General features: G+C 72.9%; 17 protein-coding genes. 5 read left to right on the top strand and 12 right to left on the bottom strand.

Features of this window, described 5'->3' with window-relative positions:
• Positions 1-44 precede the first annotated feature (44 nt).
• Positions 45-752, top strand: coding sequence for an alpha/beta fold hydrolase (locus tag ACTMTU_RS20005; protein ID WP_441264856.1), 708 nt, complete (start codon positions 45-47; stop codon positions 750-752).
• 95 nt (positions 753-847) lie between these two features.
• Here ACTMTU_RS20005 and ACTMTU_RS20000 read toward each other — a convergent pair whose 3' ends face one another.
• The 4 genes from ACTMTU_RS20000 to ACTMTU_RS19985 all read right to left on the bottom strand — a co-directional run bounded on the left by ACTMTU_RS20000 (position 848) and on the right by ACTMTU_RS19985 (position 4615).
• The gene (locus ACTMTU_RS20000; RefSeq protein ID WP_441264855.1) at positions 848-1297 is read right to left on the bottom strand and encodes an SPW repeat protein; all 450 of its coding nucleotides are present in this window, start codon (positions 1295-1297) and stop codon (positions 848-850) included.
• Positions 1298-1421: 124 nt separating this feature from the next.
• Entirely contained in the window at positions 1422-2906 is a 1485-nt protein-coding gene (locus tag ACTMTU_RS19995; protein ID WP_441264854.1) for an MFS transporter, read from the bottom strand.
• A gap of 189 nt (positions 2907-3095) precedes the next feature.
• Positions 3096-3494 (bottom strand): RidA family protein, encoded by a 399-nt coding sequence (locus tag ACTMTU_RS19990; protein ID WP_441264853.1) that lies wholly within the window; start codon positions 3492-3494, stop codon positions 3096-3098.
• Positions 3491-4615, bottom strand: coding sequence for an acyl-CoA dehydrogenase family protein (locus ACTMTU_RS19985; protein WP_441264852.1), 1125 nt, complete (start codon positions 4613-4615; stop codon positions 3491-3493). Before ACTMTU_RS19985 ends, ACTMTU_RS19990 begins: the two co-directional genes overlap by 4 nt.
• Positions 4616-4768: 153 nt before the next feature.
• Here ACTMTU_RS19985 and ACTMTU_RS19980 point away from each other — a divergent pair, with 153 nt between their 5' ends.
• The 3 genes from ACTMTU_RS19980 (at position 4769) to ACTMTU_RS19970 (ending at position 7680) form a co-directional block, all read left to right on the top strand.
• A complete protein-coding gene (locus ACTMTU_RS19980; protein WP_441264851.1) occupies positions 4769-6385 on the top strand; it encodes an AMP-binding protein in 1617 nt (538 codons plus the stop codon).
• Between the two features lie 4 nt (positions 6386-6389).
• On the top strand, positions 6390-7208 hold the full coding sequence (locus tag ACTMTU_RS19975) for a PaaX family transcriptional regulator (protein WP_441264850.1): 819 nt from the start codon (positions 6390-6392) through the stop codon (positions 7206-7208).
• 64 nt (positions 7209-7272) lie between these two features.
• Entirely contained in the window at positions 7273-7680 is a 408-nt protein-coding gene (locus tag ACTMTU_RS19970; protein WP_441264951.1) for a hypothetical protein, read from the top strand.
• On the opposite strand, the gene ACTMTU_RS19965 is transcribed toward ACTMTU_RS19970, so the two are convergent.
• Together ACTMTU_RS19965 and ACTMTU_RS19960 are read right to left on the bottom strand one after the other, a co-directional pair.
• Entirely contained in the window at positions 7667-10048 is a 2382-nt protein-coding gene (locus ACTMTU_RS19965; RefSeq protein ID WP_441264849.1) for a bifunctional salicylyl-CoA 5-hydroxylase/oxidoreductase, read from the bottom strand. The two genes, ACTMTU_RS19970 and ACTMTU_RS19965, sit on opposite strands and share 14 nt — an antisense overlap.
• A 1-nt stretch (position 10049) precedes the next feature.
• Positions 10050-10877: an enoyl-CoA hydratase family protein gene (locus tag ACTMTU_RS19960; RefSeq protein WP_159685532.1), complete on the bottom strand. Its 828-nt coding sequence runs from the start codon at positions 10875-10877 to the stop codon at positions 10050-10052.
• Positions 10878-11106: 229 nt separating this feature from the next.
• On the opposite strand from ACTMTU_RS19960, the gene ACTMTU_RS19955 reads away from it, so the two are divergent.
• A complete protein-coding gene (locus tag ACTMTU_RS19955) occupies positions 11107-11532 on the top strand; it encodes an ATP-binding protein (RefSeq protein ID WP_441264848.1) in 426 nt (141 codons plus the stop codon).
• A gap of 21 nt (positions 11533-11553) precedes the next feature.
• Here the strand turns inward: ACTMTU_RS19955 and ACTMTU_RS19950 are convergent, their stop codons facing one another.
• From ACTMTU_RS19950 to ACTMTU_RS19925, 6 genes are all read right to left on the bottom strand, one after another.
• Positions 11554-12984, bottom strand: coding sequence for an amino acid permease (locus ACTMTU_RS19950; RefSeq protein WP_441264847.1), 1431 nt, complete (start codon positions 12982-12984; stop codon positions 11554-11556).
• A gap of 140 nt (positions 12985-13124) precedes the next feature.
• Positions 13125-14156, bottom strand: coding sequence for an ornithine carbamoyltransferase (gene argF, locus ACTMTU_RS19945; protein ID WP_441264846.1), 1032 nt, complete (start codon positions 14154-14156; stop codon positions 13125-13127).
• Between the two features lie 61 nt (positions 14157-14217).
• On the bottom strand, positions 14218-15447 hold the full coding sequence (locus ACTMTU_RS19940; RefSeq protein WP_441264845.1) for an arginine deiminase: 1230 nt from the start codon (positions 15445-15447) through the stop codon (positions 14218-14220).
• Between the two features lie 100 nt (positions 15448-15547).
• Positions 15548-17848, bottom strand: a complete 2301-nt coding sequence (locus ACTMTU_RS19935; RefSeq protein ID WP_441264844.1) for a hypothetical protein — start codon at positions 17846-17848, stop codon at positions 15548-15550.
• Positions 17845-19977 (bottom strand): hypothetical protein, encoded by a 2133-nt coding sequence (locus ACTMTU_RS19930; RefSeq protein ID WP_441264843.1) that lies wholly within the window; start codon positions 19975-19977, stop codon positions 17845-17847. The genes ACTMTU_RS19935 and ACTMTU_RS19930 overlap by 4 nt, the downstream gene beginning before the upstream one ends.
• Positions 19974-22679, bottom strand: coding sequence for a hypothetical protein (locus ACTMTU_RS19925; RefSeq protein WP_441264842.1), 2706 nt, complete (start codon positions 22677-22679; stop codon positions 19974-19976). The genes ACTMTU_RS19930 and ACTMTU_RS19925 overlap by 4 nt, the downstream gene beginning before the upstream one ends.

The following is a 22679-nucleotide window of genomic DNA, read 5'->3' as shown; positions in this document are numbered from 1 at the left end:
TACGGGAACGCCGATTGTCGGACCCGGGGTCTAGGTTGGCCGCCATGACGGATTTCGTACTCGTGGCGGGCGCGTGGCTGGGTTCCTCGGCGTGGGAGGAGGTGGTTCCGCGGCTGCGGGCGGCGGGGCACGGCGCTCATGCCGTGACGCTGTCGGGCCTCGGCGAGAGGCGGGGCGAGCCGGCTGGCCGGCAGACCCACGTCCAGGACGTCGTCGGCGAGGTCGAGCGGCGCGACCTGCGGGACGTCGTCCTCGTCGGCCACAGCTACGCGGGCATCCCGGTCGGGCAGGCCGCGGAGCGGATCGGCGACCGGCTGACCCGGGTCGTCTTCGTCGACTCGGAGGTTCCGACCGACGGCGCGTCCTTCGCGGACGGCTGGTGGGAGGGCCGGGCGGCCATGGAGGCCGCACTCGCGGAGAACGACGGCTTCTGGGCGCCCCTGACCGCGGCCGACTACGCGGATGCCGGGCAGGGTCTCACCGACGAGCAGATCGGCCGCATCGTGGCGGGCTCGACGCCGCACCCGGGCGCCTCGCTGACCGACCCGGCCGTGCTGGCGCGCCCGCTCGGCGAGCTTCCGGCGACGTACGTCAAGTGCCTGCTCGACGGCCCGGAGCCGAACCCGACGGTGGCCGCTCTGCTGGCCTCCGAGCCCTGGCGGCTGGTCGAGATGGACACAGGTCACTGGCCGATGTTCTCCCGGCCTCACGAGCTGGCGGAGCTCCTGCTGCGGGCGGCCGACGGGTCCTGAGCCCGCGTGGGGCGGCGCCGTGCGGCCCGCGGCAGGGCGAAGGGCCCCGGTTCCTTGCCGCCGGAGCCCTTCGCCGTGAACCGAAGCGGTGGCTGTCAGCCGGGGCCGCGCCTGCGACCGCCGCCGCCGCCCCGTCCGCCGGCCGCAGCGGCCATGGCCAGGCCGCAGAGCAGGGCGACCGCACCGACGATGACGTTGCTGACGACACTGCGGGTCGTGTCCATCGCACCGGCTACGACCCAGGGAGCGACGATCGTCCATGCGCCGATGGCGCATGCCGCCCACGCCATGGCGTGGGTGCGCTCGTAGGCGGAGCTGAAGCCGCCCATGCACAGGGCAAAGGCGATACCGGTGATCAGGTTGGACACGGCCAGGTTGGTCAGTCCGCTGAAGCCGACGATCCATGGGGATGCCGCCAGGAAGATACCGGTGACAAGGCCCAGTGTCTCCACGGCCTGGGCGCGTGGAGTGCTGGTCGCCCGCTCGAAGCGGGAACGCATCTCGGCCAGGTCCGGGTGTTGCTCTATGTCTGCGTGGGTGGTCATGGTGGACGCCGCCTCCTACCAGCAGCCTTATGTGTCCTTTATGTCCATGGAACGCCTATAACGCCCAGGGGTCAATGGGTAATTTCTCCCGGTACAGGCGGACTTCCGTCCGAGGTGCCGGGGTTCAGGCGCCCGCACCCGGCGTGACCCCGCCCTTGAGCCGCTCGAGGTCGGACGGGCGGACCTGGATGACCAGCAGCGCGATCAGGGCCGCCAGCACCGCGAAGATCGCCGCCATGATGAACGCCGCGGACACGCCCGAGGTCAGCACCTGGTCCGCCCAGGGCGGCGGGAGTTCGCCGGTGCGCTGGAAGGCGAGCCGCTCCGCCGGGGTCGCCTCCGCCATGAACCGCGGAATCAGGTCCCTCGCCTCGTTGGTGCTCGCCGTGCCGAAGACCGTGACCAGGATCGACAGGCCCAGCGAACCGCCCACCTGCTGAGTGGCGTTCAGCAGACCGGACGCCGCGCCGGACTCGTGCACCGGCACGTTGGAGAGCGCCATCAGCGTCAGCGAGACGAACTGCATGCCCATTCCGAGGCTGAAGACCAGCATCGGCCCGAGGATGCTCCCCGCGTAGGTGGAGTGGATGTCGGTCAGCGTCAGCCACGCCAGTCCCGCGGCGGCCAGTACGGCGCCGGTCACCATGAACGGCTTCGGACCGTACTTCGGCAGCAGTTGCGAGGCCAGGCCCGCGCCGATGGTGATGACCACGCTGACCGGCAGGAAGGCCAGGCCGGCGCGCAGAGGCCCGAAGCCCAGCACGTTCTGGACGAACAGGGTCAGGAAGAAGAACATGCCGAACATGGCGGCGGCGAGCGCCAGCATCATGCCGTAGGTGCCCGCCCTGTTGCGGTCGGCGAACATGTGCAGCGGCGTGATCGGCTGCTTCGAGCGCCTCTCGACGGCGAGGAACACGCCGAGCAGCACCAGGGCGGCGGCGAACGACGCCAGTGTCCAGCCATCGCGCCAACCCTCCTGCGCGGCGCGGATGAAGCCGTAGACCAGTGCCACCATGCCGAGCGTGGAGGTCAGGGCACCGGCGAAGTCGAAGTGGCCGGGGTGGCGCTCCGACTCCTTTATCCAGCGGGGCGTGGCGATCGCGATGAGCAGACCGATCGGCACGTTGACGAACAGCACCCAGCGCCAGTCGAGCCATTCGACGAGCATGCCGCCGGCGAGCAGACCGATGGCGCCGCCTCCCGCGGACACGGCAGCGAACACCCCGAACGCCCGGTTGCGGGCCGGGCCCTCGGTGAACGTCGTGGTGATCAGCGCGAGCGACGTCGGCGAGGCGATCGCGCCACCGACGCCCTGGAGGGCCCGGGCGGCGAGCAGTTGGCCGGAGTTCTGGGCGAGTCCGCCGAGCAGGGACGCCAGCACGAAGAGCAGCACGCCGAAGATGAACACGCGCCGCCGGCCGAGGATGTCACCGACCCGGCCACCGAGGAGCAGCAGACCGCCGAAGGTGAGCGTGTAGGCGTTGACCACCCAGGACAGGCTGGTGGTGGAGAAGTCCAGGGAGCTCTGGATGTGCGGCAGCGCGATGTTCACGATGGTGATGTCGAGGACCACCATCAGCTGGCAGGACGCGATGACGAACAGTGCCATTCCGTTTCCGCCACCGCGATCGGGGGCGGCGGTCCGGACGGAGGAGGTCGGCTGCGGAGTCGTCATGGCGCATCGTGCCTCGTGAGGGGTCCCCGTGGCGCGGGGGGTGAACAAGGCCGTCCACTGTTCGACGTTAAGCCTGTCGGGTGAAACGCCACCAGTCGATCAAGGGGTGCCGGAGGGCCCGGCTCAGGGCAGGACCGCCACCCCGTCCACCTCAACGAGGCACTGCTCGTCCCACAGCCGTACGACCCCGACGACGGCCATGGCCGGGTAGTCGCGGCCCGCCAGGCGCCGCCAGACGCGGCCCAGTTCACGGGCGTGGACCCGGTAGTCGGCGACGTCGGTCGCATAGACGGTGACCCGGGCCAGGTCGTGCGGGGTGCCGCCGGCCGCTGCGAGCGCGGTGAGGAGGTTGGACAGGGCGGTCTCGAACTGCGCGGGGAGCGTGTCGCCGACGACCTTGCCGTCCGTGTCCAGCGCGGTCTGGCCGGCCAGGAAGACCAGCCGGCTGCCGGAGGCGGTGACGGCGTGGGAGAAGCCGGTGGGCGGGGAGAGCTCTGCCGGGTTGTGGCGGGACAGGGTCATGCGCGGGCCTCCTCGGCGTAGAGCTCCTTGGCGATGATGGTGCGCTGCACCTCGGTGGCGCCCTCGTAGATCCGGGGGGCGCGGACCTCGCGGTAGAGGTGCTCGAGGAGATGGCCCCGCTGGAGGGCGCGGGCGCCGTGCAACTGGACCGCGGAGTCGACGACGAACTGGGCGGTCTCCGTCGCGTGCAGCTTGGCCATCGCCGCCCGTTTCGGCACGTCGGCGGCCCCGGCGTCGTACGCGGAGGCGGCGGCGTGGACGAGCAGCCGGGCGGCCTCGGTGCGCGTGGCCATCTCGGCGACGGTGTGGGCGACGGACTGGAGTTCGCTCAGCGGGCCGCCGAAGGCACGGCGGGCGGCGGTGTGGGCGAGGGTCGCGTCGAGGGCCGCCTGTGCCATGCCGACGGCGAACGCGCCGACGCTGGGGCGGAAGAGGTTGAGGGTGCTCATGGCGACGCGGAAGCCGCGGTCCGGCTCGCCGAGCAGGTCGTCGGCGGTGACCGGCACGTCGTCGAAGGTGAGCGCACCGATCGGGTGCGGGGAGAGCATCTCCAGCGCGCTGCCGGCGAGGCCGGGACGGTCGGCGGGGACGAGGAAAGCGGTGACGCCGCGGGCTCCCGCGCCTTCGGTGGTACGGGCGAAGACGGTGTAGAAGTCGGCCTCAGGGGCGTTGGAGATCCACCGCTTCTCGCCGCTCAGCCGCCAGCCGCGGCCGTCGGGCACCGCTTTCAGGGCGAGCGCGGCGGCGTCGGAGCCCGCTTCCGGCTCACTGAGCGCGAAGGCGGCGACAGCCCGGCCCGCGACCACCTCGGGGAGCCAGCGGTCGCGCTGCGCGTCGGTACCCGCCTGGACGAGCGGCGAGGTGCCGAGTCCCTGGAGTGCGAGTGCGGTCTCCGCCTCCGTGCAGCCGTACGCCAGGGACTCGCGCAGCAGGCACAGTTCGAGCGCACCGGCCGTGAACAGGCGTTCCAGCAGCCCCAGTTCCCCGAGCGCCAGGATCAACGGGCGGTTGACACGGCCCGGTTCGCCCTTCTCCGCGAGGGGCTGGAGACGTTCCTCCGTCAGGGTGCGCAGCCGCGCGCACCAGGCGGTCTGTACCGGATCGAGCGAGAATACGGACATTCGTGCTCCCACTGAGTACGGCCTGGACGGTCCGCGGACGGCCCGGGACGGCCCTCGCGGGCGCCCTCGAAAAGCACGGTATCGCGAACTGTTGACTGTCGTCACTGTCACGATACGCTCGTTTGGCGACGCCGACCCGACAGGGGGCGAACCATGGAGCTGACACCCTCGGCCCACCTCGACACCTTCGCGCGCGACCATCTGCCGCCCGCCGGCCAGTGGCCGGAACTCCTCTTCGAGCTGCCCGGGCTGCGGTACCCGCAGCGGCTCAACTGCGGCGAGGAGCTGCTCGACCGCACGATCGAGCGCTTCGGCGCGGACCGTCCCGTCTTCCGTTCGGGCGCGGGAGAGGTCTGGTCGTACGGGCATCTGCGCGAGCGGGTGGACCGGATCGCGCACGTCCTGACCGCGGAGCTCGGGGTCGTCCCCGGCAACCGGGTGCTGCTGCGCGGGCCGACCACGCCGCATCTCGCCGCGTGCTGGCTCGCCGTGATGAAGGCGGGCGCGGTGGCGGTGACCGTCCTCGCGCAGCACCGGGCCGGGGAACTGGCCACGGTGTGCGAGATCGCCTCGGTGAGCCACGCCCTGTGCGACGTGCGGACGGTCGACGACCTGGTCAAGGCGGAGGTGCCGGGGCTGAGGATCACCGCCTACGGCGGCGACGCCCCCGACGATCTGCTGCGCCTGGCCGCCGCGGCCGGGGCGGAGCCCTACGAGCCGGTGCGGACGGCGGCCGACGACGTGGCGCTGATCGCCTTCACGTCGGGCACCACCGGCCGCCCCAAGGGGTGCATGCACTTCCATCGGGACGTGCTGGCGATCGCCGACACGTTCTCCGCCCATGTGCTGCGGCCCGAGCCCGACGACGTGTTCGCCGGCAGCCCGCCGCTCGGCTTCACCTTCGGGCTCGGCGGGCTCGTCGTCTTCCCCATGCGGGCCGGGGCGTCGGCGCTGCTGCTGGAGCAGGCGGGCCCCGGGCAGTTGCTGCCCGCGATCGCGGAGCACCGGGTGTCGGTGCTGTTCACCGCGCCGACCGCCTACCGCGTGATGCTGGACCAGCTCGACTCCCACGACACGCGGTCGCTGCGCCGCTGCGTGTCGGCCGGGGAGAACCTGCCCGCCGCGACCTGGCAGGCATGGCTGGAGCGGACCGGGCTGCGGATCATCAACGGCATCGGGGCGACCGAGCTGCTGCACATCTTCATCTCCGCCGCGGACGGGTCCATCAGGCCGGGCACCACCGGGGTCCCGGTCCCCGGGTGGCAGGCGCGTGTGGTGGACGGCGAGGGCCTGCCGGTGCCGGACGGTGAGCCGGGACTGCTGGCCGTACGCGGCCCGGTGGGCTGCCGCTATCTGTCCGATCCGCGGCAGACCCAGTACGTACGGGACGGCTGGAACCTCACCGGTGACACCTACGTCCGCGAACCCGACGGCTGGTTCCGCTACGTCGCCCGCGCCGACGACATGATCATCTCGGCCGGGTACAACATCGCCGGACCCGAGGTGGAGGACGCGCTGCTGCACCACCCGGACGTCGCGGAGGCAGCGGTCGTCGGGCGGCCCGACGAGCTGCGGGGCCAGATCGCCGTCGCCTATGTCGTGCTGCGGGACGGCGCCGCGAACGGTGGGGCGACGGCCGATGCCCTGCGGGACTTCGTCAAGGGGCGGCTGACGCCGTTCAAGTGCCCGCGGGAGATCGTCTTCCTCGACGCTCTGCCGCGTACACCGACCGGCAAGCTGCAGCGCTACCGGCTGCGAGCTCTAGAGTGATCGCGTGGCCGAGCAGCACACCCCCAGATCTCTGATCGTCACCCTGTACGGCGCGTACGGACGCGAACGGCCGGGTCCCCTCGCCGTGGCCGAACTGATCCGGCTGCTGGGCGTCCTGGGCGTCGACGCCCCGTCCGTGCGCTCCTCGGTCTCCCGGCTCAAACGGCGCGGGCTGCTCGTGCCCGAGCGCACCCCCGAGGGCGCGGCCGGTTACGCGCTGTCCGAGGACGCCCGGCAGCTGCTCGACGACGGGGACCGGCGCATCTACGCGCCCTCCTCCGCCGAACTGTCCGACGGCTGGGTCATCGCCGTGTTCTCCGTGCCCGAGGCCGAGCGGCACAAGCGTCACCTGCTGCGCTCGCGGCTGGTCAGACTCGGCTTCGGCGCCGCCGCGCCCGGGGTGTGGATCGCCCCCGCCCGGCTCTGCGAGGAGACCCGGCACACGCTGCGGCGGCTGCGGCTCGACACGTATGTCGACCTGTTCCGCGGTGAGCACCTCGGTTTCGCGGCGACGGCGGAGGCGGTCTCCCGCTGGTGGGACCTGGCGGCGATCGCCAAGCAGCACGAGGACTTCCTCGACCGGCACGAGCCCGTGCTGCGTGCGTGGGACGCCCGCGAGGACACGCCCGCGCAGGACGCCTACCGGGACTATCTGCCGGCGCTGGACTCGTGGCGGCGGCTGCCCTACGCCGACCCCGGCCTGCCGGCCGAGCTGCTGCCCCAGGGCTGGCCGGGCGGGCGGTCCGCCGAGGTCTTCGGACGGCTCCACGCGCGGCTGCGGGACGCGGGGGCGCCGTTCGTGACCGGGGAGTCACAGCCGTGACGGAGGAGCCTCGGCGGTGACCGGGGAACCGCATGAGGGGAGCGACGAGCCCGGACCCGTGTGGATGGTGGCCGCGAACGTCGTGCTGTGGCGGCGGTACGGCGACCTCGGGCAGGAGCTGCGGCCCGGCACCAAGGCGTACCGGGGCGGGGCGAAAGTGTTCGTCGCGTCCGCGTACCCCGGCACGGGGCACGAGCAGCTGACCACCATAGGGCGCGGCCGGCACACCGGCCGCTGGATCACCATCGACACCGCCACCCGCCATCTGCACGGCTTCCGCGCGGAGTTGGTGTACACGCCGGCCGTGCTGCGACGTTACGCCCGGGTCACCTGGTGGCCGGTGGGGACCGAGGAGGAGGCCGTCGCGTACGCGGAGCGGCTCGGGCGGATCGCCGTCGAGCAGCGCGCCTCGTACCACGGCGGCCCGCATCCCGATCCGTGCCGGTGCCACGAGTGCCTCAGCCGAGCGTGAGCCTCGGCTTCGGGGCGTCGGTGCGGCCGGTGGGCGGCTTGCGGCTGCCCGCCCGGTACGGCAGGGGCCAGGGCGCCCCGTCACCGGTGTAGTTCTGGTCGGCCGCCGCGTGGAGCGTCCAGTTCGGGTCGTAGAGGTGCGGTCTGGCCAGGGCGCAGAGGTCGGCGCGGCCGGCCAGCAGGATCGAGTTGACGTCGTCCCAGGAGGAGATCGCGCCGACGGCGATCACCGGGATGTGGGCCTCGTTGCGGATCCGGTCGGCGTAGGGGGTCTGGTAGGAGCGGCCGTACTCGGGGTGTTCGTCGGCGACGACCTGGCCGGTGGAGACGTCGATGGCGTCGGCGCCGTGGGCGGCGAAGGCGCGGGCGACGACGACGGCGTCCTCGGCCGTGGTCCCGCCGTCGGCCCAGTCGGTGGCCGAGATCCGGACCGTCATGGGCCGGTCCTGCGGCCACTGCTCGCGCACGGCGTCGAACACCTCGAGCGGGAAGCGGAGCCGGTTCTCGAGGGAACCCCCGTACGCGTCGTGACGCCGGTTGGTCAGCGGCGAGAGGAAACCCGAGAGCAGATAGCCGTGGGCGCAGTGGAGTTCGAGGAGGTCGAAGCCGCTGCCGGCGGCGCGCCGGGCGGCCTCGGCGAACTGCTGCCGGATCCCGTCGAGCCCCGTGCGGTCGAGGGCGTGCGGGACCTGGTTGATCCCCGGCCGGTACGGGAGCGGGGAGGCGGCGGACACCGGCCAGTTGCCGCTGTCGAGCGGCTGGTCGATGCCTTCCCACATGACCCGGGTGGAGCCCTTGCGGCCGGAATGGCCGAGCTGGACGCCGATCGCGGTGCCGGGCGCGTGGTGGTGGACGAAGTCGGTGACGCGGCGCCAGGCGGCCGCCTGCTCTGCCGTGTAGAGGCCGGTGCAGCCGGGGGTGATCCGGCCCTCGGGGCTGACGCACACCATCTCGGTCATGACCAGGCCCGCCCCGCCGAGGGCGCGGGCGCCGAGGTGGACGAGGTGGAAGTCGCCGGGCATGCCGTCCCGGCCGACGTACATGTCCATCGGTGAGACGACGACACGGTTGCGCAGGGTCAGCCCGCGCAGCCGGAACGGGGTGAACATCGGCGGCGTGCCCGGCGGGCAGCCGAAGTCCCGCTCGACCGCGCCGGTGAAGGCGGGGTCCCGCAGCCGCAGGTTGTCGTGGGTGACGCGGCGGCTGCGGGTGAGGAGGTTGAAGGCGAAGAGGCGCGGCGGCTGGTCGGTGTGGAATGCCAGTTCCTCGAACCAGCGCAGGCTGGCGGCGGCGGCGCGCTGGGTCGACTCGACGACCGGGCGGCGTTCGCTCTCGTAGGCGGCGAGGGCCGTGGCGAGGTCGGGCTGCTCCTCGACGCAGGCCGCGAGGGCGAGGGCGTCCTCGACGGCGAGCTTGGTGCCGGAGCCGATGGAGAAGTGGGCGGTGTGCGCGGCGTCGCCGAGCAGCACGATGTTGCCGTGCGACCAGCGCTCGTTGACGACGGTGCGGAAGGCGGTCCAGGCGGAGGAGTTGCCGCGCAGGGGCCGGCCGCCGAGGACCTCGGCGAAGACCTTGGCGCAGCGCTCGGTCGACTGCTGCTCGTCGCAGGTGTCGAAGCCCGCGGCACGCCAGACCTCCTCGCGCATCTCGACGATGACGGTGGAGGCGTCGGCCGCGAAGGGGTAGCCGTGCAGTTGCATCACGCCGTGCTCGGTCTCGGCGATCTCGAACCGGAACGAGTCGAACGCGAAGTCGGCGGCCAGCCAGATGTAGCGGCAGCGGTGGGTGGTGACGTGCGGCGCGAAGACGTCGGCGTGCGCCTCGCGGGTGGCGCTGTGGACACCGTCGGCGGCGATGACGAGGTCGTGGTTCGCGGCGAGTTCGGCGGCGGGCGGTGCGGGGGTGCGGAAGCGCAGGCGTACGCCGAGGGAGGCGCAGCGTTCGTGGAGGATCTCCAGGAGCCTGCGCCGGCCGAGGGCGGCGAAGCCGTGTCCGCCGGAGGTCAGGGTCTGTCCGCGGTGGCCGATGTCGATGTCGTCCCAGCGCACGAACTCGCGCTGGAGGCAGCCGTGGACGGTGGGGTCGGCGTGTTCGATCCCACCGAGGGTCTCGTCGGAGAGCACGACGCCGAAGCCGAACGTGTCGTCGGGTGCGTTGCGTTCCCAGACGGTGATCTCGCGGGCGGGGTCGAGCCGCTTGAGCAGCACGGCCGCGTACAGACCGCCGGGCCCGCCGCCGATGACGGCGATCCGCAGAGGCCGGGCCTTCCGCGCCGGCCGGGCCCCAGTGTCCGGGGCCGCGGGCCGGTCCTGGCCGGCCGCGTGGTGCGGGCCCGCGGGCCCGGCCGGGGGTGGCGTCAGGGAGGCCATGTCAGCGGCCCTGCCACTTGGGCGGCCGCTTCTCGGTGAAGGCCGCGTGGAACTCGGCGTAGTCGTCGCCGTTCATCAGCAGCGCCTGCGTCGCCGCGTCCAGCTCGACCGACGCCGCGAGCGGCATGTCGAGCTCGGCCGTCAGCAGCGCCTTCGTCTGGGCGTACGCCAGGGCCGGGCCGTCCGCGAGGTGGCGGGCGAGTTCGGCGGCCCGGGCGTCCGCCTGCCCTTCGTCGGTCAGTTCGCTGATCAGGCCGATGCGTTCCGCCTCCGGGGCGCGGACCGGCTCGCCCAGCATGAGCAGACGGGTCGCATGGCCGAGACCGACGACGCGGGGCAGCAGATAGGCCGCGCCCATGTCACCGCCGGAGAGCCCCACCTTGGTGAAGAGGAAGGCGAAGCGCGCGGACGGGTCCGCGACCCGGAAGTCCGCGGCCAGCGCCAGCACTGCGCCCGCGCCCGCCGCCACGCCGTGCACCGCGGCGATCACGGGGAAGGGGCACTCCCGCACCGCCCGGACGACCTGGCCCGTCATCCGGTTGAAGTCGAGGAGCTGGGCGGTGTCCATGGACAGGGTCGCGCCGATGATCTCGTCGACGTCCCCGCCGGAGCAGAAGCCGCGTCCTTCGCCGCCGAGCACGAGGGCGCGCACCGAGCGCTCCCGTGACAGCTCGGCGAGCAGGTCGCGCAGGTCGGCGTAGGCGCCGAAGGTGAGGGCGTTGAGCTTCTCCGGGCGGGCGAGGGTGACGGTCGCGACGCCGTCCTTCCTCGTCAGCCGCAGATGACGCCACTCCTGCGTACGTGGCACGGAACCGGTAAAGGGGCTCATGGAGTGGGGCCTCCCTCGGCACGGGCGGTCTGCTGCACTGCCTCTGACATCGAAGCTATCACTCATTCGTGACTTCCGTCATGAGTGCGCGATACGAGTGTTGCGACTCCGCGAAAGTCCCGTACCGGTTGTGGCACAGGTACCGGCCCGGCCGGGTACTCGCCCCCGTTCCGGCGTCCTGCACTTCGTAGGGTCGTGATCAGCAACCGCCACCGAACGGAAAGCCGCCTTGTCCCTAGCCACCGACTCCGCCTCATGGCGTGTCCCGCTGCCGCACACCACGGCGGCCGTGCCCATCGCCCGCGCGCTCGTGCGTGCGGCGCTGGCGGGCGGCGACCACCCGGCGCCCCCGGACCGCGACACCGCCGAGCTGCTCACGGCCGAACTGGTCGCGAACGCCGTGGAGCACACCCCCGGCGGATCACCCATAGAGCTCGTGGTGGAACTGCTGCCGACGGGCTGCCAGGTCGAGGTCCACGACCACGACCCGACGCCGCCCCACGGGCTGTCACCGTCCGCCCCGATGCCGCAGCCCGACCCCTGGCAGGAGCACGGCCGGGGGCTGCTCCTGATCCGGACGCTGAGCACCGCGTGCGGTCATCGGCCCACGGCACGCGGCAAGGCGGTCTGGTTCACCCTCCCGGGACCGGCCTGATCCGGGCCCGATGCCGCGGCGCTAGGCGTCGACGAGCGGCTTCGTTCCGGTCCCGGCCTGCTGGGCGCCGGCCGCGAGACGGGAGTTCCGACGGCCGTAGAGCGCGTAGACGACCGCTCCGACCAGCAGGAACACCGCGAACTGGAGCCAGGTCGCCCGGCCGGTCCCCCACATCAGATACAGGCAGCAGGCGACGCCGAGCACCGGCGTGACCGGGTGGAACGGCACCCGGAACCGCGTCTCGGCGTCCGGGTAGCGGCGGCGCAGCGCGATGACGGCCACGTTCACGACGGCCATGACGGCAAGCGTGCCGATGGTCGTCAGGTTCATCACCACGTCGAGCGGTACGACGGCGGCGGGGACGGCGAAGGTCGCGGCGACGATCCAGGTGCCCGCGACCGGGGTGGACGTCTTCGGGGAGACGCGTTCGAAGACCCGCGGGACGAGACCGTCGCGGGACATGGACAGCAGGATCCGGGTCTGCCCGTACATCACGGCCAGGACGACGGAGGCGATGGCTACCAGCGCGCCGAAGGCGATCACGCCGCCGCCCACCGTGGAGCCGGTGACGTCGTTCACGATCAGCGACAGGGCGGCCGGCCTGTCGGCGACGTCGTCCGCGGACATGGCGCCGATGGCGGCGAGAGCGACGGCGCAGTAGAGCAGCGTGACGACGCCTATGCAGATCATGATCGCGAGCGGGATGTTGCGCCGGGGGTTCTTGACCTCCTCGCCCGCCGTGGTGATCGCGTCGAAGCCGATGTACGAGAAGAAGGCGAGGGACGCGCCCGACGTGACGCCCGCCAGGTGGTGCGGCGAGAACGGCGAGAGGTTGTCCGAGGTGTACGCGGTGAAGGCGATGGCGCAGAAGAGCACCAGGATCGCGATCTTGACCACGGCCATGACGGCGGTGGCGCGGGCGCTCTCGCGCACGCCGCGGGCGAGGAGCAGCGCCGCGAGGACCATCACCACGACGGCGGGGACGTTGACGACACCGCCGTCGCCCGGCGGACTGGAGAGCGCCTCCGGCAGCGCGAGTCCGGTGAGGCTGTGGAGCAGTTCATTGAGGTACTGGCCCCAGCCGACGGCGACCGCGGAGGCGGAGACGCCGTACTCCAGGAGCAGGCACCAGCCGACGAGGAACGCGGTGCGCTCGCCGAGGGTCGCGTAGGCGAACGAGTACGAGCTGCCGGACACCGGGATCGTGCTGCCCAGCTCCGCGAAGGAGAAGGCGGTGAAGACGCAGGTGATCGCGGCGAGCACGAAGGAGACGACGACCGCGGGCCCGGCCTGGGAGACGGAGTCGGACAGGCCGACGAAGATGCCTGTGCCGACGATGGCACCGACGCCGAAGCACACGAGCTGGAACAGCCCCATGGTCCGCCGGAGGCCGTGGCCCTCGAGGTCGGCGCCGGAATCGGCGACAAGCTGGGCCGGGCTCTTGATACGCATGGGGCGGTTCTCTTCTTCGGTGGTTCGGTGGTTCGGCGGTACGGAGACGTACGAGTGGGGTCCGGGCGTGCGAGCCCGGACCCCACTGATGGCGGACATACTAGCCCGCTGTTCGCATGATCACCCAATTCGGCGCATGACTATACGGATGCCGTGCTCCCGCCGGCCGTGACGCCCGTCAGCGTGGCCACCATGACGGCCTTGATGGTGTGCATACGGTTCTCCGCCTCGTCGAAGACCACCGAGTGCTCCGACTCGAAGACCTCGTCGCTGACCTCCAGCTCCGTCAGGCCGTGCCGCTCGTGGATCTCCCGGGCGACCTTGGTGCCCAGGTCGTGGAAGGCGGGCAGGCAGTGGAGGAACTTCACCTGGGGATTGCCGGTGGCCCGCAGCACGTCCATGGTGACGGAGTAGGGAGCAAGTGCCTTGATCCGCTCGTCCCAGACCTCCTTGGGCTCGCCCATCGACACCCAGACGTCCGTGGCGACGAAGTCGGCGCCCCGCACGCCCTCCGCGACGTCCTCGGTGAGCGTGATCCTCGCGCCGCTCACGGCCGCGGCCCGGTGCGCCTGCGCGACGACCTCCTCGGCGGGCCAGTAGGCCTTCGGCGCGACGATCCGGACGTCCATGCCCAGCAGAGCGCCGGTCACCAGGTAGGAGTTGCCCATGTTGAAGCGGGCGTCGCCGAGGTAGGCGAAGGAGAGCTCCTCCAGCGGCTTGTCGCTGTGCTCCTTCATGGTGAGGACGTCGGCGAGCATCTGGGTGGGGTGCCAGTCGTCGGTGAGTCCGTTGTAGACGGGCACCCCCGCGTGGGCGGCGAGTTCCTCCACGACCTGCTGGCCGTCGCCGCGGAATTCGATGGCATCGAACATCCGGCCGAGCACCCGGGCGGTGTCCTTGGCGGACTCCTTGCTGCCGATGTGGGAGCCCGACGGGTCCAGGTAGGTCGTCGAGGCGCCCTGGTCGGCCGCCGCCACCTCGAAGGAGCAGCGGGTGCGGGTCGACGACTTCTCGAAGATCAGCACGATGTTGCGGCCGCGCAGCCGCTGCACCTCGGTGCCCGCTCGCTTGGCCGCCTTGAGCTCGGCGGCCAGGTCGATCAGACCGCGGAACTCCTCGGCGGTGAAATCGAGCTCCTTGAGGAAGTGGCGGCCTTCGAGATGTATCGCCATGATGGCTGCTCCTGCGTGACGGACGAGGTGACAGTGGAACTCTATACGATCCCCTGCATTGCTATACAGCGTCCCGCTCGACGGGGCAGCTCATGCAGCGCGGACCGCCACGGCCTCTGCCCAGTTCACTGCCGGGGATCTCGATGACCTCGATGCCCTGCTTGCGCAGATGGGTGTTGGTGGTCACATTGCGCTCGTAGGCCACGACGACGCCCGGTTCCACGGCCAGGACGTTGCAGCCGTCGTCCCACTGCTCACGCTCGGCCGCGTGCACGTCCTGCGTCGCGGTCAGCACGCGGACGTCCTTCAGGCCGATCGCGGCCGCTATGGCGTCGTGCATCCGCTCCGGCGGATGGTCGCTGACCTTGAGCCCCCCGCCCTCCGCCGGTTCGATGGTGTACGAGCGGAGCATGCCGAGGCCCGCGTACTTGGTGAACGTGTCGCCGTCGACCATGGTCATGACCGTGTCCAGATGCATGAAGGCCCGTCGCTTCGGCATGTCGAGGGCCACGATCGTGCGGGCCGAACCGGCCGCGAACAGACCGCGGGCCAGCATCTCCACGGCCTGCGGTGTCGTGCGTTCGCTCATCCCGATCAGCACAGCGCCGTTGCCGAGCACCAGCACATCGCCGCCCTCGATGGTGGACGGGTAGTCGTCCTGCCCCTCCGACCAGTGATGGAACGGGCCGGCCTCCGGGCCGACGAAGAGCGGATGGTGCTTGTAGATCGCCTCGAAGTGCACCGTCTCGCGCTGGCGGGCCGGCCACCGCATCGCGTTGATGGCGACGCCGTCGTAGATCCAGGCCGAGGTGTCACGGGTGAACAGGTGGTTCGGCAGCGGATGGAGCAGGAAGTCGTCCAGATCCATCACATGGAAACGCACCGACGTCGGCTCGGAATGGCCCGCGAGGAACTCCCGTTTGGTCATCCCGCCGACCAGGGCCTCCACAAGGGCGGCGGTGGGCAGTTCGTCGAAGGCGGCCCGCAGGTGATCCGTGGCGAGCGGGCCGTACTCCTTCTCGTCGAAGACCCGGTCCAGCACGAGCTTCCTGGCTTCGGGGATCTCCAGCGAGTCGCGCAGCAGATCACCGAAGAGATGGACCTCCACCCCCCTGTCGCGCAGCACGTCCGCGAACCCGTCGTGCTCCTGCCGGGCGCGGCGCACCCAGAGCACGTCGTCGAAGAGCAGTGCGTCCTTGTTGCTCGGCGTGAGCCGCTTCAGCTCCAGATCGGGCCGGTGCAGCACGACCCGGCGGAGCCGCCCGGCCTCGGAGTCGACATGGAATCCCATGTCCCCATCCTGGCCGTGCGGGCCCCGGGACACACGCCGTACGCCGATCTTCGGCCGCTCTTCCGTCGCGCTTCGGGCGCCGTTCCGCCGCGGGGGGCTTTCAGGACGCCACGGCGAGGACCACGATGAGGACCACCAGCACCACGCCGAATCCGCCGAGGGCGAGGACGAATCCACGCCCGTTCCCGCCCGTCACACCGGCCGAGCGGTGCCCACCTCGGGACGGCCCGAGGCCGTCGGTCCCGGACCGCACCGTTTCGCCGGGCGGATAAAGGGTGCGGGTCTGCGGCTGGGCGGTGGCACGGCCCGGAGGCTCGGGCTCGCGGCGGGGCGGCTCGGGTGTTCGGCGGGCCGGCTCGGGGCGGTGGGGCGGCTCGGGTGTTCGGCGGGGCGGCTCGGGGCGGTGGGGCGGCTCGGGTGTTCGGCGGGGCGGCTCGGGGCGGTGGGGCGGCTCGGGTGAGCGACCGGCGGACCCCGCCGGCCACTCCGGCACTTCCCGGTACTCCGTGGGGCCGGACGGCTGTTCCGGGGCGGGGGGCCGGTGTTCGAGCCGCTCCGGCGGCCGGGCGGGAGGCTCCGGCGGCTCGTGCGTGACCCGGTCGGGCGGCGGCCCGGGCAACGCCATCGACCGGCGCACCAGCGCCTGCCACACCGGCAGCGTGATCCCGGGGTCACTGCGGCCGGTGAGGATCTGCTCGGCCGCCCCGCGCCCGATCGGGTCGGTCCCGCCGCACAGTTCGGGCAGCAGTCTCTCCAGACGGTTCCCCACATCCGGTTCGGCGGCGAACGGCCGCACGGCCCATCGGTACAGCGACGCCGCGTTCGCGGCCCGGACCGGCTCGTCCGGGCCGCCCCGGGCCGCCGAGGCACCGCGAGAGAGATACAGCCGTCGGCCGAGGACCGCGTCGCACATGCGCTTGCGCTCACCGGCGGTCCAGTCGGGCCAGCCCTCCGCGATCCGGCGCACGACCAGGGTCAGCACGTCGTACGAGGGGTCGCCCTCGAGCACCGTCAGCAGGTCGCCGTTGCCCGACTCCCGGATCGTGTCGGTGAGTTCACGCTCGTCGCGGCAGGTGGCCAGCCGCGCGGGCAGTGAGCCGGTCTCCCTGGGGGCGGAGCGACGGCCGAGGACCGGCCGCCGGCGCCGCTCCCCGTCCGGCTCCGGCCAGGTGGGACGCACGACGGGAAGCCGCCCGGGCGGCCCGGGAGCCGGCGCCGCCGGCGGTCGGGTGTCCTGAACGGGCGACGCGGCGAACGGCGTTGCCGCCGGGGCGGAGGTGGACGGCTCCGCGCGGTACCCCGCGGACCTGGACGGCTCCGCACCGTACTCCGTGGACCCGGACGGCTCCGCTCGGTGCGCCCCGGACGCCCGCGCCTCCCCCGAGCGGTACGACGCCGGCGCGGACGGCTCGTTCGCGTAGTACGTCTCGGCCGCGGACGGCTCCGGACGGTACGTGCGGGGCCCGGACCGGTCGCGCCCGGCGCGGCGCTCGAGCGCGGCCAGGGCGTCCTCCGAGGCCTCCAGCAGCGCACGGCCGTCCCTCACCGCCGCGCCACGGGGAAGCGCCCTCGACAGCGCGTCTGCGAGCTCGAACTCGTCCGCGTCGCCGCGTTCGACCGCGTACAGATAGGCGCGTACCAGGCGCTCCGCCACCTCCTGCGGCCGGCCCTCCGGCGCCTGGAGCGGGTCCGTGCGCACCCTCGGACCGTCCTGGTCGGGCGAGCTGGACCAGCGGCTCACGAACATGAACCTGATCCGGCGGCTCTCCGCCGTGTCGTGCGTCGCGAACGTCCACGGCTGCGGCAGGACCTTGCCGAAGATCCCGTACAGGGCCCACAGCAGCAGGCACGGCCCGTCGTCGCCCGCGCGGTCCAGCACGGTGTGCAGCGCGGCAGGGTCACGCAGCACCTCCGCCGCGACCGCCGTCAGTTCGGCCTCCGTCCGGCGGAGCCCGCCGGACAGCCGCCTCCCGCCCTCGAGGGCCGACCGTTCGAGGGCGCCGAGCGGCACCGGGTCCAGCGCGCCGCGGACCTCGCCGAGCGCGATGCCGCTGCCCTCCCAGTCCCAGGTGTGCAGCCCGAGGCAGGTCTCGGGGCCGAGGCTCCGCTCGGCCCCGTACAGGGCGTGGCACAAGGTGTCCTGGCGGCCTCCGAGACCGCGCCCGGACGTACGGTGCACCAGCAGCGCCGTCGCCGAGTCCTCGCTCACCAGACGCACCAGCGCCGGGGCCGTGCCGGGGCCCGCCGACCTCAACAGGTGCGTGACGGGCCGGAACAGCCGTACGACGTCGCTGCGTTCGCCGGACCAGGCGACCGGGCCGAAGCCCGTGTTGCCCATCGGGTTGGTGGCGTCCCAGCGGAAGACGATCTGGTCCACGGTCCCGGTGTGACGTGACGTCATACCCCTGTCTCCCTCAACTCGGCTCCGGGCAGGAGCCCGCACATCGCGAACACGGACAGCAGCGGGGCGAGGACCCGGCGCGGCCGCACGCCGTGCGGGAAGGTCTCGCCCCTCTCCTGGCCGCCGGTCGCCGCCACGAAGTGCAGCGTGCAGCGGGCGCAGTCGTCGAACGGCTTCAGCCATGCCTGGCTGCCGTGGTGCCTGACGAAGGCGTGGACGTCGCGGCTCTCCGCGCGCAGGGTGCTGTCGTCCAGGACCGCCGGCAGTCCGCGGGCCAGCCAGCGGTCCACCGAGGGGTCGAAGCGGACGAGGTCGCTCTTGTTCAGTGCCACGGCCGCGGGGGCGGTGATGTACGGGCCGGTGCGCGGGATCCGGCCGAGCACGGTGGCGAACGCCTCGTCGCCGAGGTCGCGCTGGACGAGTCCGGTCCGCTCGCGCACCGGGTCGAGCTGGGGCAGCCGCAGGGCCCGCAGCGGGTCGAGCACGAAGATGAACGCGCCCACGCCCATGAGGAACCGGGTCACGTCGCTGTTCTGCGCCAGGTCCTCTCCCGCCAGGTCGAAGAAGACCACGGGCCGGGTCACCCCGTGCCCGGTGACCAGCAGACCGTCCGCGAACTCGGCGAAGCGCACCTGTCCCGTACGGCGCAGCACCTCGCCGCGGTGCAGCGGGTGGACCGTCTCCGCGAGGTACTCGCGGTGCTCCTCCGGGTTGAGCGGCAGGCACTTGAGTCCGTACGGCTCGAGACCGCCCTGCTCGATCTCACCGAGCATGGCGGCCAGCAGATGGGTCTTGCCGGCGGCGGAGCTGCCGACCATGGCGACGGTGAGCGGCTCACCGCTGGTGAGGTAGGGCACGGGCAGCCGGTGCGGCTGGTTCTCGTCCGCGTGCGGGCACATCTGGAAGGCCTGGCGCAGGGCGTCCTGACGGTGCATCGGACGGTACTCCGCGCTGAGGTCGAGTTTCCTGGGCTCCTTCTTGCTGTCGAGCGTGAACAGCTGCGTCTCGTCGTAGTGCACCGGCAGCAGACAGTGCGGGCACAGCGGGGGCCGGGTCGGCAGGGGAACGTCAACGGGGCCGTCGTGCCGGGGTTCGGCGGCCGGTCTGGGGGCCGGTGGACGGCCGCCGCCCAGCAGCCGCCGCAGCGAGCGGCGGGGCGGAGGGTCGACCAGCTCCACGTACACCTGCTCCTGGTCCGCCGGGGCGGCGAGACCGAGCCGGTCCCGCTTCTCCGCGAGCCTGGCGTCGAACTCCGCACGGGCGCGGCCGAGCGGGTCCGGGGCGGAGGAGACGACCGTCAGCGGATCGCCGACGTTCAGCAGGCGCATCAGCTCGGCCGGCGCCGCCCGCATCTCCGCAAGGGGAGCGAACGAACCGCTCTCGCTGAGCGCAGCGAGCCTGCCGAAGTCGGCCAGGTCCTCCGGAGGCGCGGTCGCGTCCCCGGGACGGCCGGACAGCAGGAAGTACATGAGCCGGGCCACCGACCACAGGTCGTCGCGCGGATCGGCGGTGCCCGCGCCGTCCCGCTGCTCCGGCGCGGCCCACGGCGCCGCACCGAACGCCTCGCGGGGTTCGCCGATCCGCTGGGTGCGGTACAGCTCGCCCAGCCGCACATGGGTGCCGTCCCAGCGGACCGTGTGGGGGTTGATGTCCCGGTGCACCAGCTGGACGTTCTCCAGCAGGCGCACCGCGAGCGCCAGCTGGCTGAGCACCTTGTGCTGTTCCGCCACGGTCAGCGCGCCCTGCCGGGCGGCGACGGGCCGGCCGGCGTGCACCTTGTAGAGGACGAAGGGTTCCGGGGCGTCGAGATGGAACCCGACGAGGCGGGTGAACAGCTCGCTGTAGGGCTCGGCCCCGTGCTGCCGCTCCACCGCGACCGCCGCGCTGACCTCCCGCTCGAGCGCGCCGTAGGCGTCGGCGCTGCCGTGCGCGGAGCGCGGCAGCCGGTACTGGATCACCCGCCAGCCCTTGCTGAGGGTCACCTGCCGGGCCAGCAGCGGCGCCCGCTCCGGCAAACGGACGTCGTCGGAGAAACCGGCCGAGAAACGGACGGGGTCCTGGCGGTGGGTGTAGAACTCCAGCTCCTCCACGTCCTCCGCCGGCGCCCCCGTGTTGTGCGGCACGGTCATCGCGTTCCGCCCTCCTCTCCCCTGACCGACCTGACCGTGTCCGGGCGCATCGGCATCAGCCTGAGCACCCCGGCGTGCCTGCCGCCCGCCGTCCACACGACGTCCTCCGCGGCGCCCGGCCACGCGTCCTGGCCCATCTCCGGCTCCGCCCCGCGCCGCAGGGCCTCCGGCGCGAACCGGAACCGCCTTGCCGCGTGCGGGTCCTTGGAGAGCAGCCGCCGGTGCTCGGCCCCGCACAGCGGGACGGCGTGCTCCGTGCCGCCGTCGGCCAGGAGGCGGCGCACCCGGTCGGAGGAGACCCCGAGCAGACCGGCGATGCCGGGCCGGTTCCCGGGGTCAGGGGCGTACGGGGGCGGCGCGGCGACTGCGTCCCTGATCAGCCTCCGGTGCTCCTCGTCGAGGAGTTCGTTCATCAGTGGGCGCAGCGGCACGCCGGCCGCGGTCGCCGGTTCACGCTCCACGGCTGCCCAGCGGGAGGCGAGGATCAGCGCGGCGCCGTGGGTCAGGTCGCCGACCAGCGTGTCGACCAGTTCCGGGCCCCCGTCACCGGTCTCCCGTTCGAGCCAGGGCGGGCCGTCGCCGTCGGAGCGGGACGGCCACAGGCTGCGCAGGGCGAGCGGCTGCTCCTCGACCCCGGGTGGTCGTTCCTCGGCGGCGTGCGGTCGCGTCCCGGCAGTGTGCGGCACGGGGCGGCCGCCGGCGGCCGGGTCCGCGGCGGCGTCCGCGGGGTGGCCGTCGTCGAAGGCCGGGCGGAAGCCGGAACCGGCCCCGGGCGCGGCGTCGCCGAAACCTGGGCGGAGGCCCGGACCGAGGTCCGCGCCGGGGCCCCGCCCCGTATCCGGGCCGAAGTCCCCTGCTCCGTACGGGCCGTGGACAGTGCTGTCGTCCGAGAAGGCAGTGTGCGAGGCCGGGTCCGGGACGGTCGGTTCGGCCCGGTCGTCGTCGGCGTCGCCCCAGCTGTCCCAGTCGAAGCCGCCCGCCGGCCCGGCGGAGGGACCGGCCGGTTCGTCCACCGGCAGCGCCCGGTCCGCGGACGGACCGGCGCCCAGCCTTTCCTCCACGGTGTCGGCGAGTGACCCCACCAGCACGGCGACGGCGCGTGCCGCGTCGGAGCAGTGGTAACGGGCGTCGGCAAGCAGCCAGTCGTGCACGACGGTGTCCGCCAGCAGTTCGTCGACCCCTTCCACGGCTCCCGCGGCGAAGGCCCAGTCCGTCTGCCCCCACCAGTCGTCGACCGCCGCCGTCCAGTCGCGTATCGCCAGCAGCACCAGCGCGGTCAGCGCGAGGGCCAGGGCGATCGCGCCCGCCCAGACCGGCAGGGACAGCGCCGAGCCGGCGAACGCCCCGGCCACCCCGCCGACGGCGCCCGCCGCGAGGCGGGTGAGGGCGCGGGTGTCGCCGCCCCCGTCCAGACGCCCGTCCCGGGAACGACCGGGACGGCGCCGCAGCATCAGTGCGGCGAGAGCCGCGCCCGCAGCCGCGCAGAGCGGTCCGGCGAACCACCCGATTCCCGGCCAGAGCCCGGCGACGCAGCAGATCAGCAGGGCCAGGCCCGCGTCGGCCGCCCACGGGCGGCGCATCAGGAACGGTGGCGGCAGCGGGAGTTCCGCGACCCGCTCCGGCAAACAGGTCTCGTCGAGCCGGCGCAGTCTCGCCGTGCTGCCCGCCGGCGCCGACCGGCCGGAGAGCGCGTTGAGCGTCGCCGCGACGGACCGCAGGGGCAGCCGCTGCCGGAGGAGGCGCTCCGTGTGGTCGCGCAGCGCCGGTCCCACGCTCGCGCGGGTCACCTCCGGCACCTCCGTCAGTTCGATGCCGCGATCGAGCAGACGGCCGCGCTGCTCGGGGCGGACACGGTCGCCGCCGCCGTCGCCGAGCGCACCCGCGACCTCTGTGCGGTACGCGGCCAGCGCGTCGGCGAGGCCCTCGAAGCGTGCGGGGAGGTCGGCCTCCTTGCCGGCCCCGCCGAACAGACCTGCCGCGCCCCGGATCGCCTCGTAGGTCTCCCTGGTGTCGTGCAGGGCGTCCATGCACTCCTCGTGCCGGGTGTCGATCCGGCCACCGGGGGTCAGCCACGGCCGGTCGGCGAGGCTGCGCGGTACCGACCGGCCGAGGAGGAGCGACAGTTCGGGGCTGAGGCCGTCCTGCCGGGTCCCGCCGGACGCGGCGCCGCTCTCCGGCGGGGTGACGGATACGGGCAGGTCCTGGCCGGTGAGGTGCTCCAGCGCCTGCCGCCAGGCCCGTGACCGCGCCTCCTCCGTCAGGTCGTGCTCCAGTACGTGCACGGCGGGCACGGCGACGCCGTGCGGCACGTCCGCCAGTTGCCCGAGGACGCAGTCGAACACGGCCGGTTCCACGAGGAGTTCCAGCAGCGGCCGCAGCGACGCGTCGAACTTGTCGGTCCCCGGCGCGGCGCCCACGAGCGTGTCGGGCAGCCACAGCACACCGGCCTCCGGCGGGCCGAGCGGCAGCGGCCGGTGGAGCTGCCGCTGTCCGGGGGCACCGGTCGCGAGGCAGAGCAGCCGTGCGGGTCCGTAGGAGTAGAGCTGTTCGTAGCGGAGCTGGTGGTCCACGAGGTCCGCCGCGCCGTCGATGACGAGGAACCGCCGCGTGCGGTCGTGTTCCGTCTCCTTCAGTGCCGCGGTCACCGGCGCCCCGTGCCGCAGGTCCACGACGACGGCACGGGCCGGGCGGTTCTGTTCCAT

The organism is Streptomyces sp. OZ13, from assembly GCF_052068155.1.
Taxonomy (GTDB): domain Bacteria; phylum Actinomycetota; class Actinomycetes; order Streptomycetales; family Streptomycetaceae; genus Streptomyces.
Note: the sequence above shows the minus strand (reverse complement) of the source record. Positions and strands in the feature narration are given on the sequence as shown.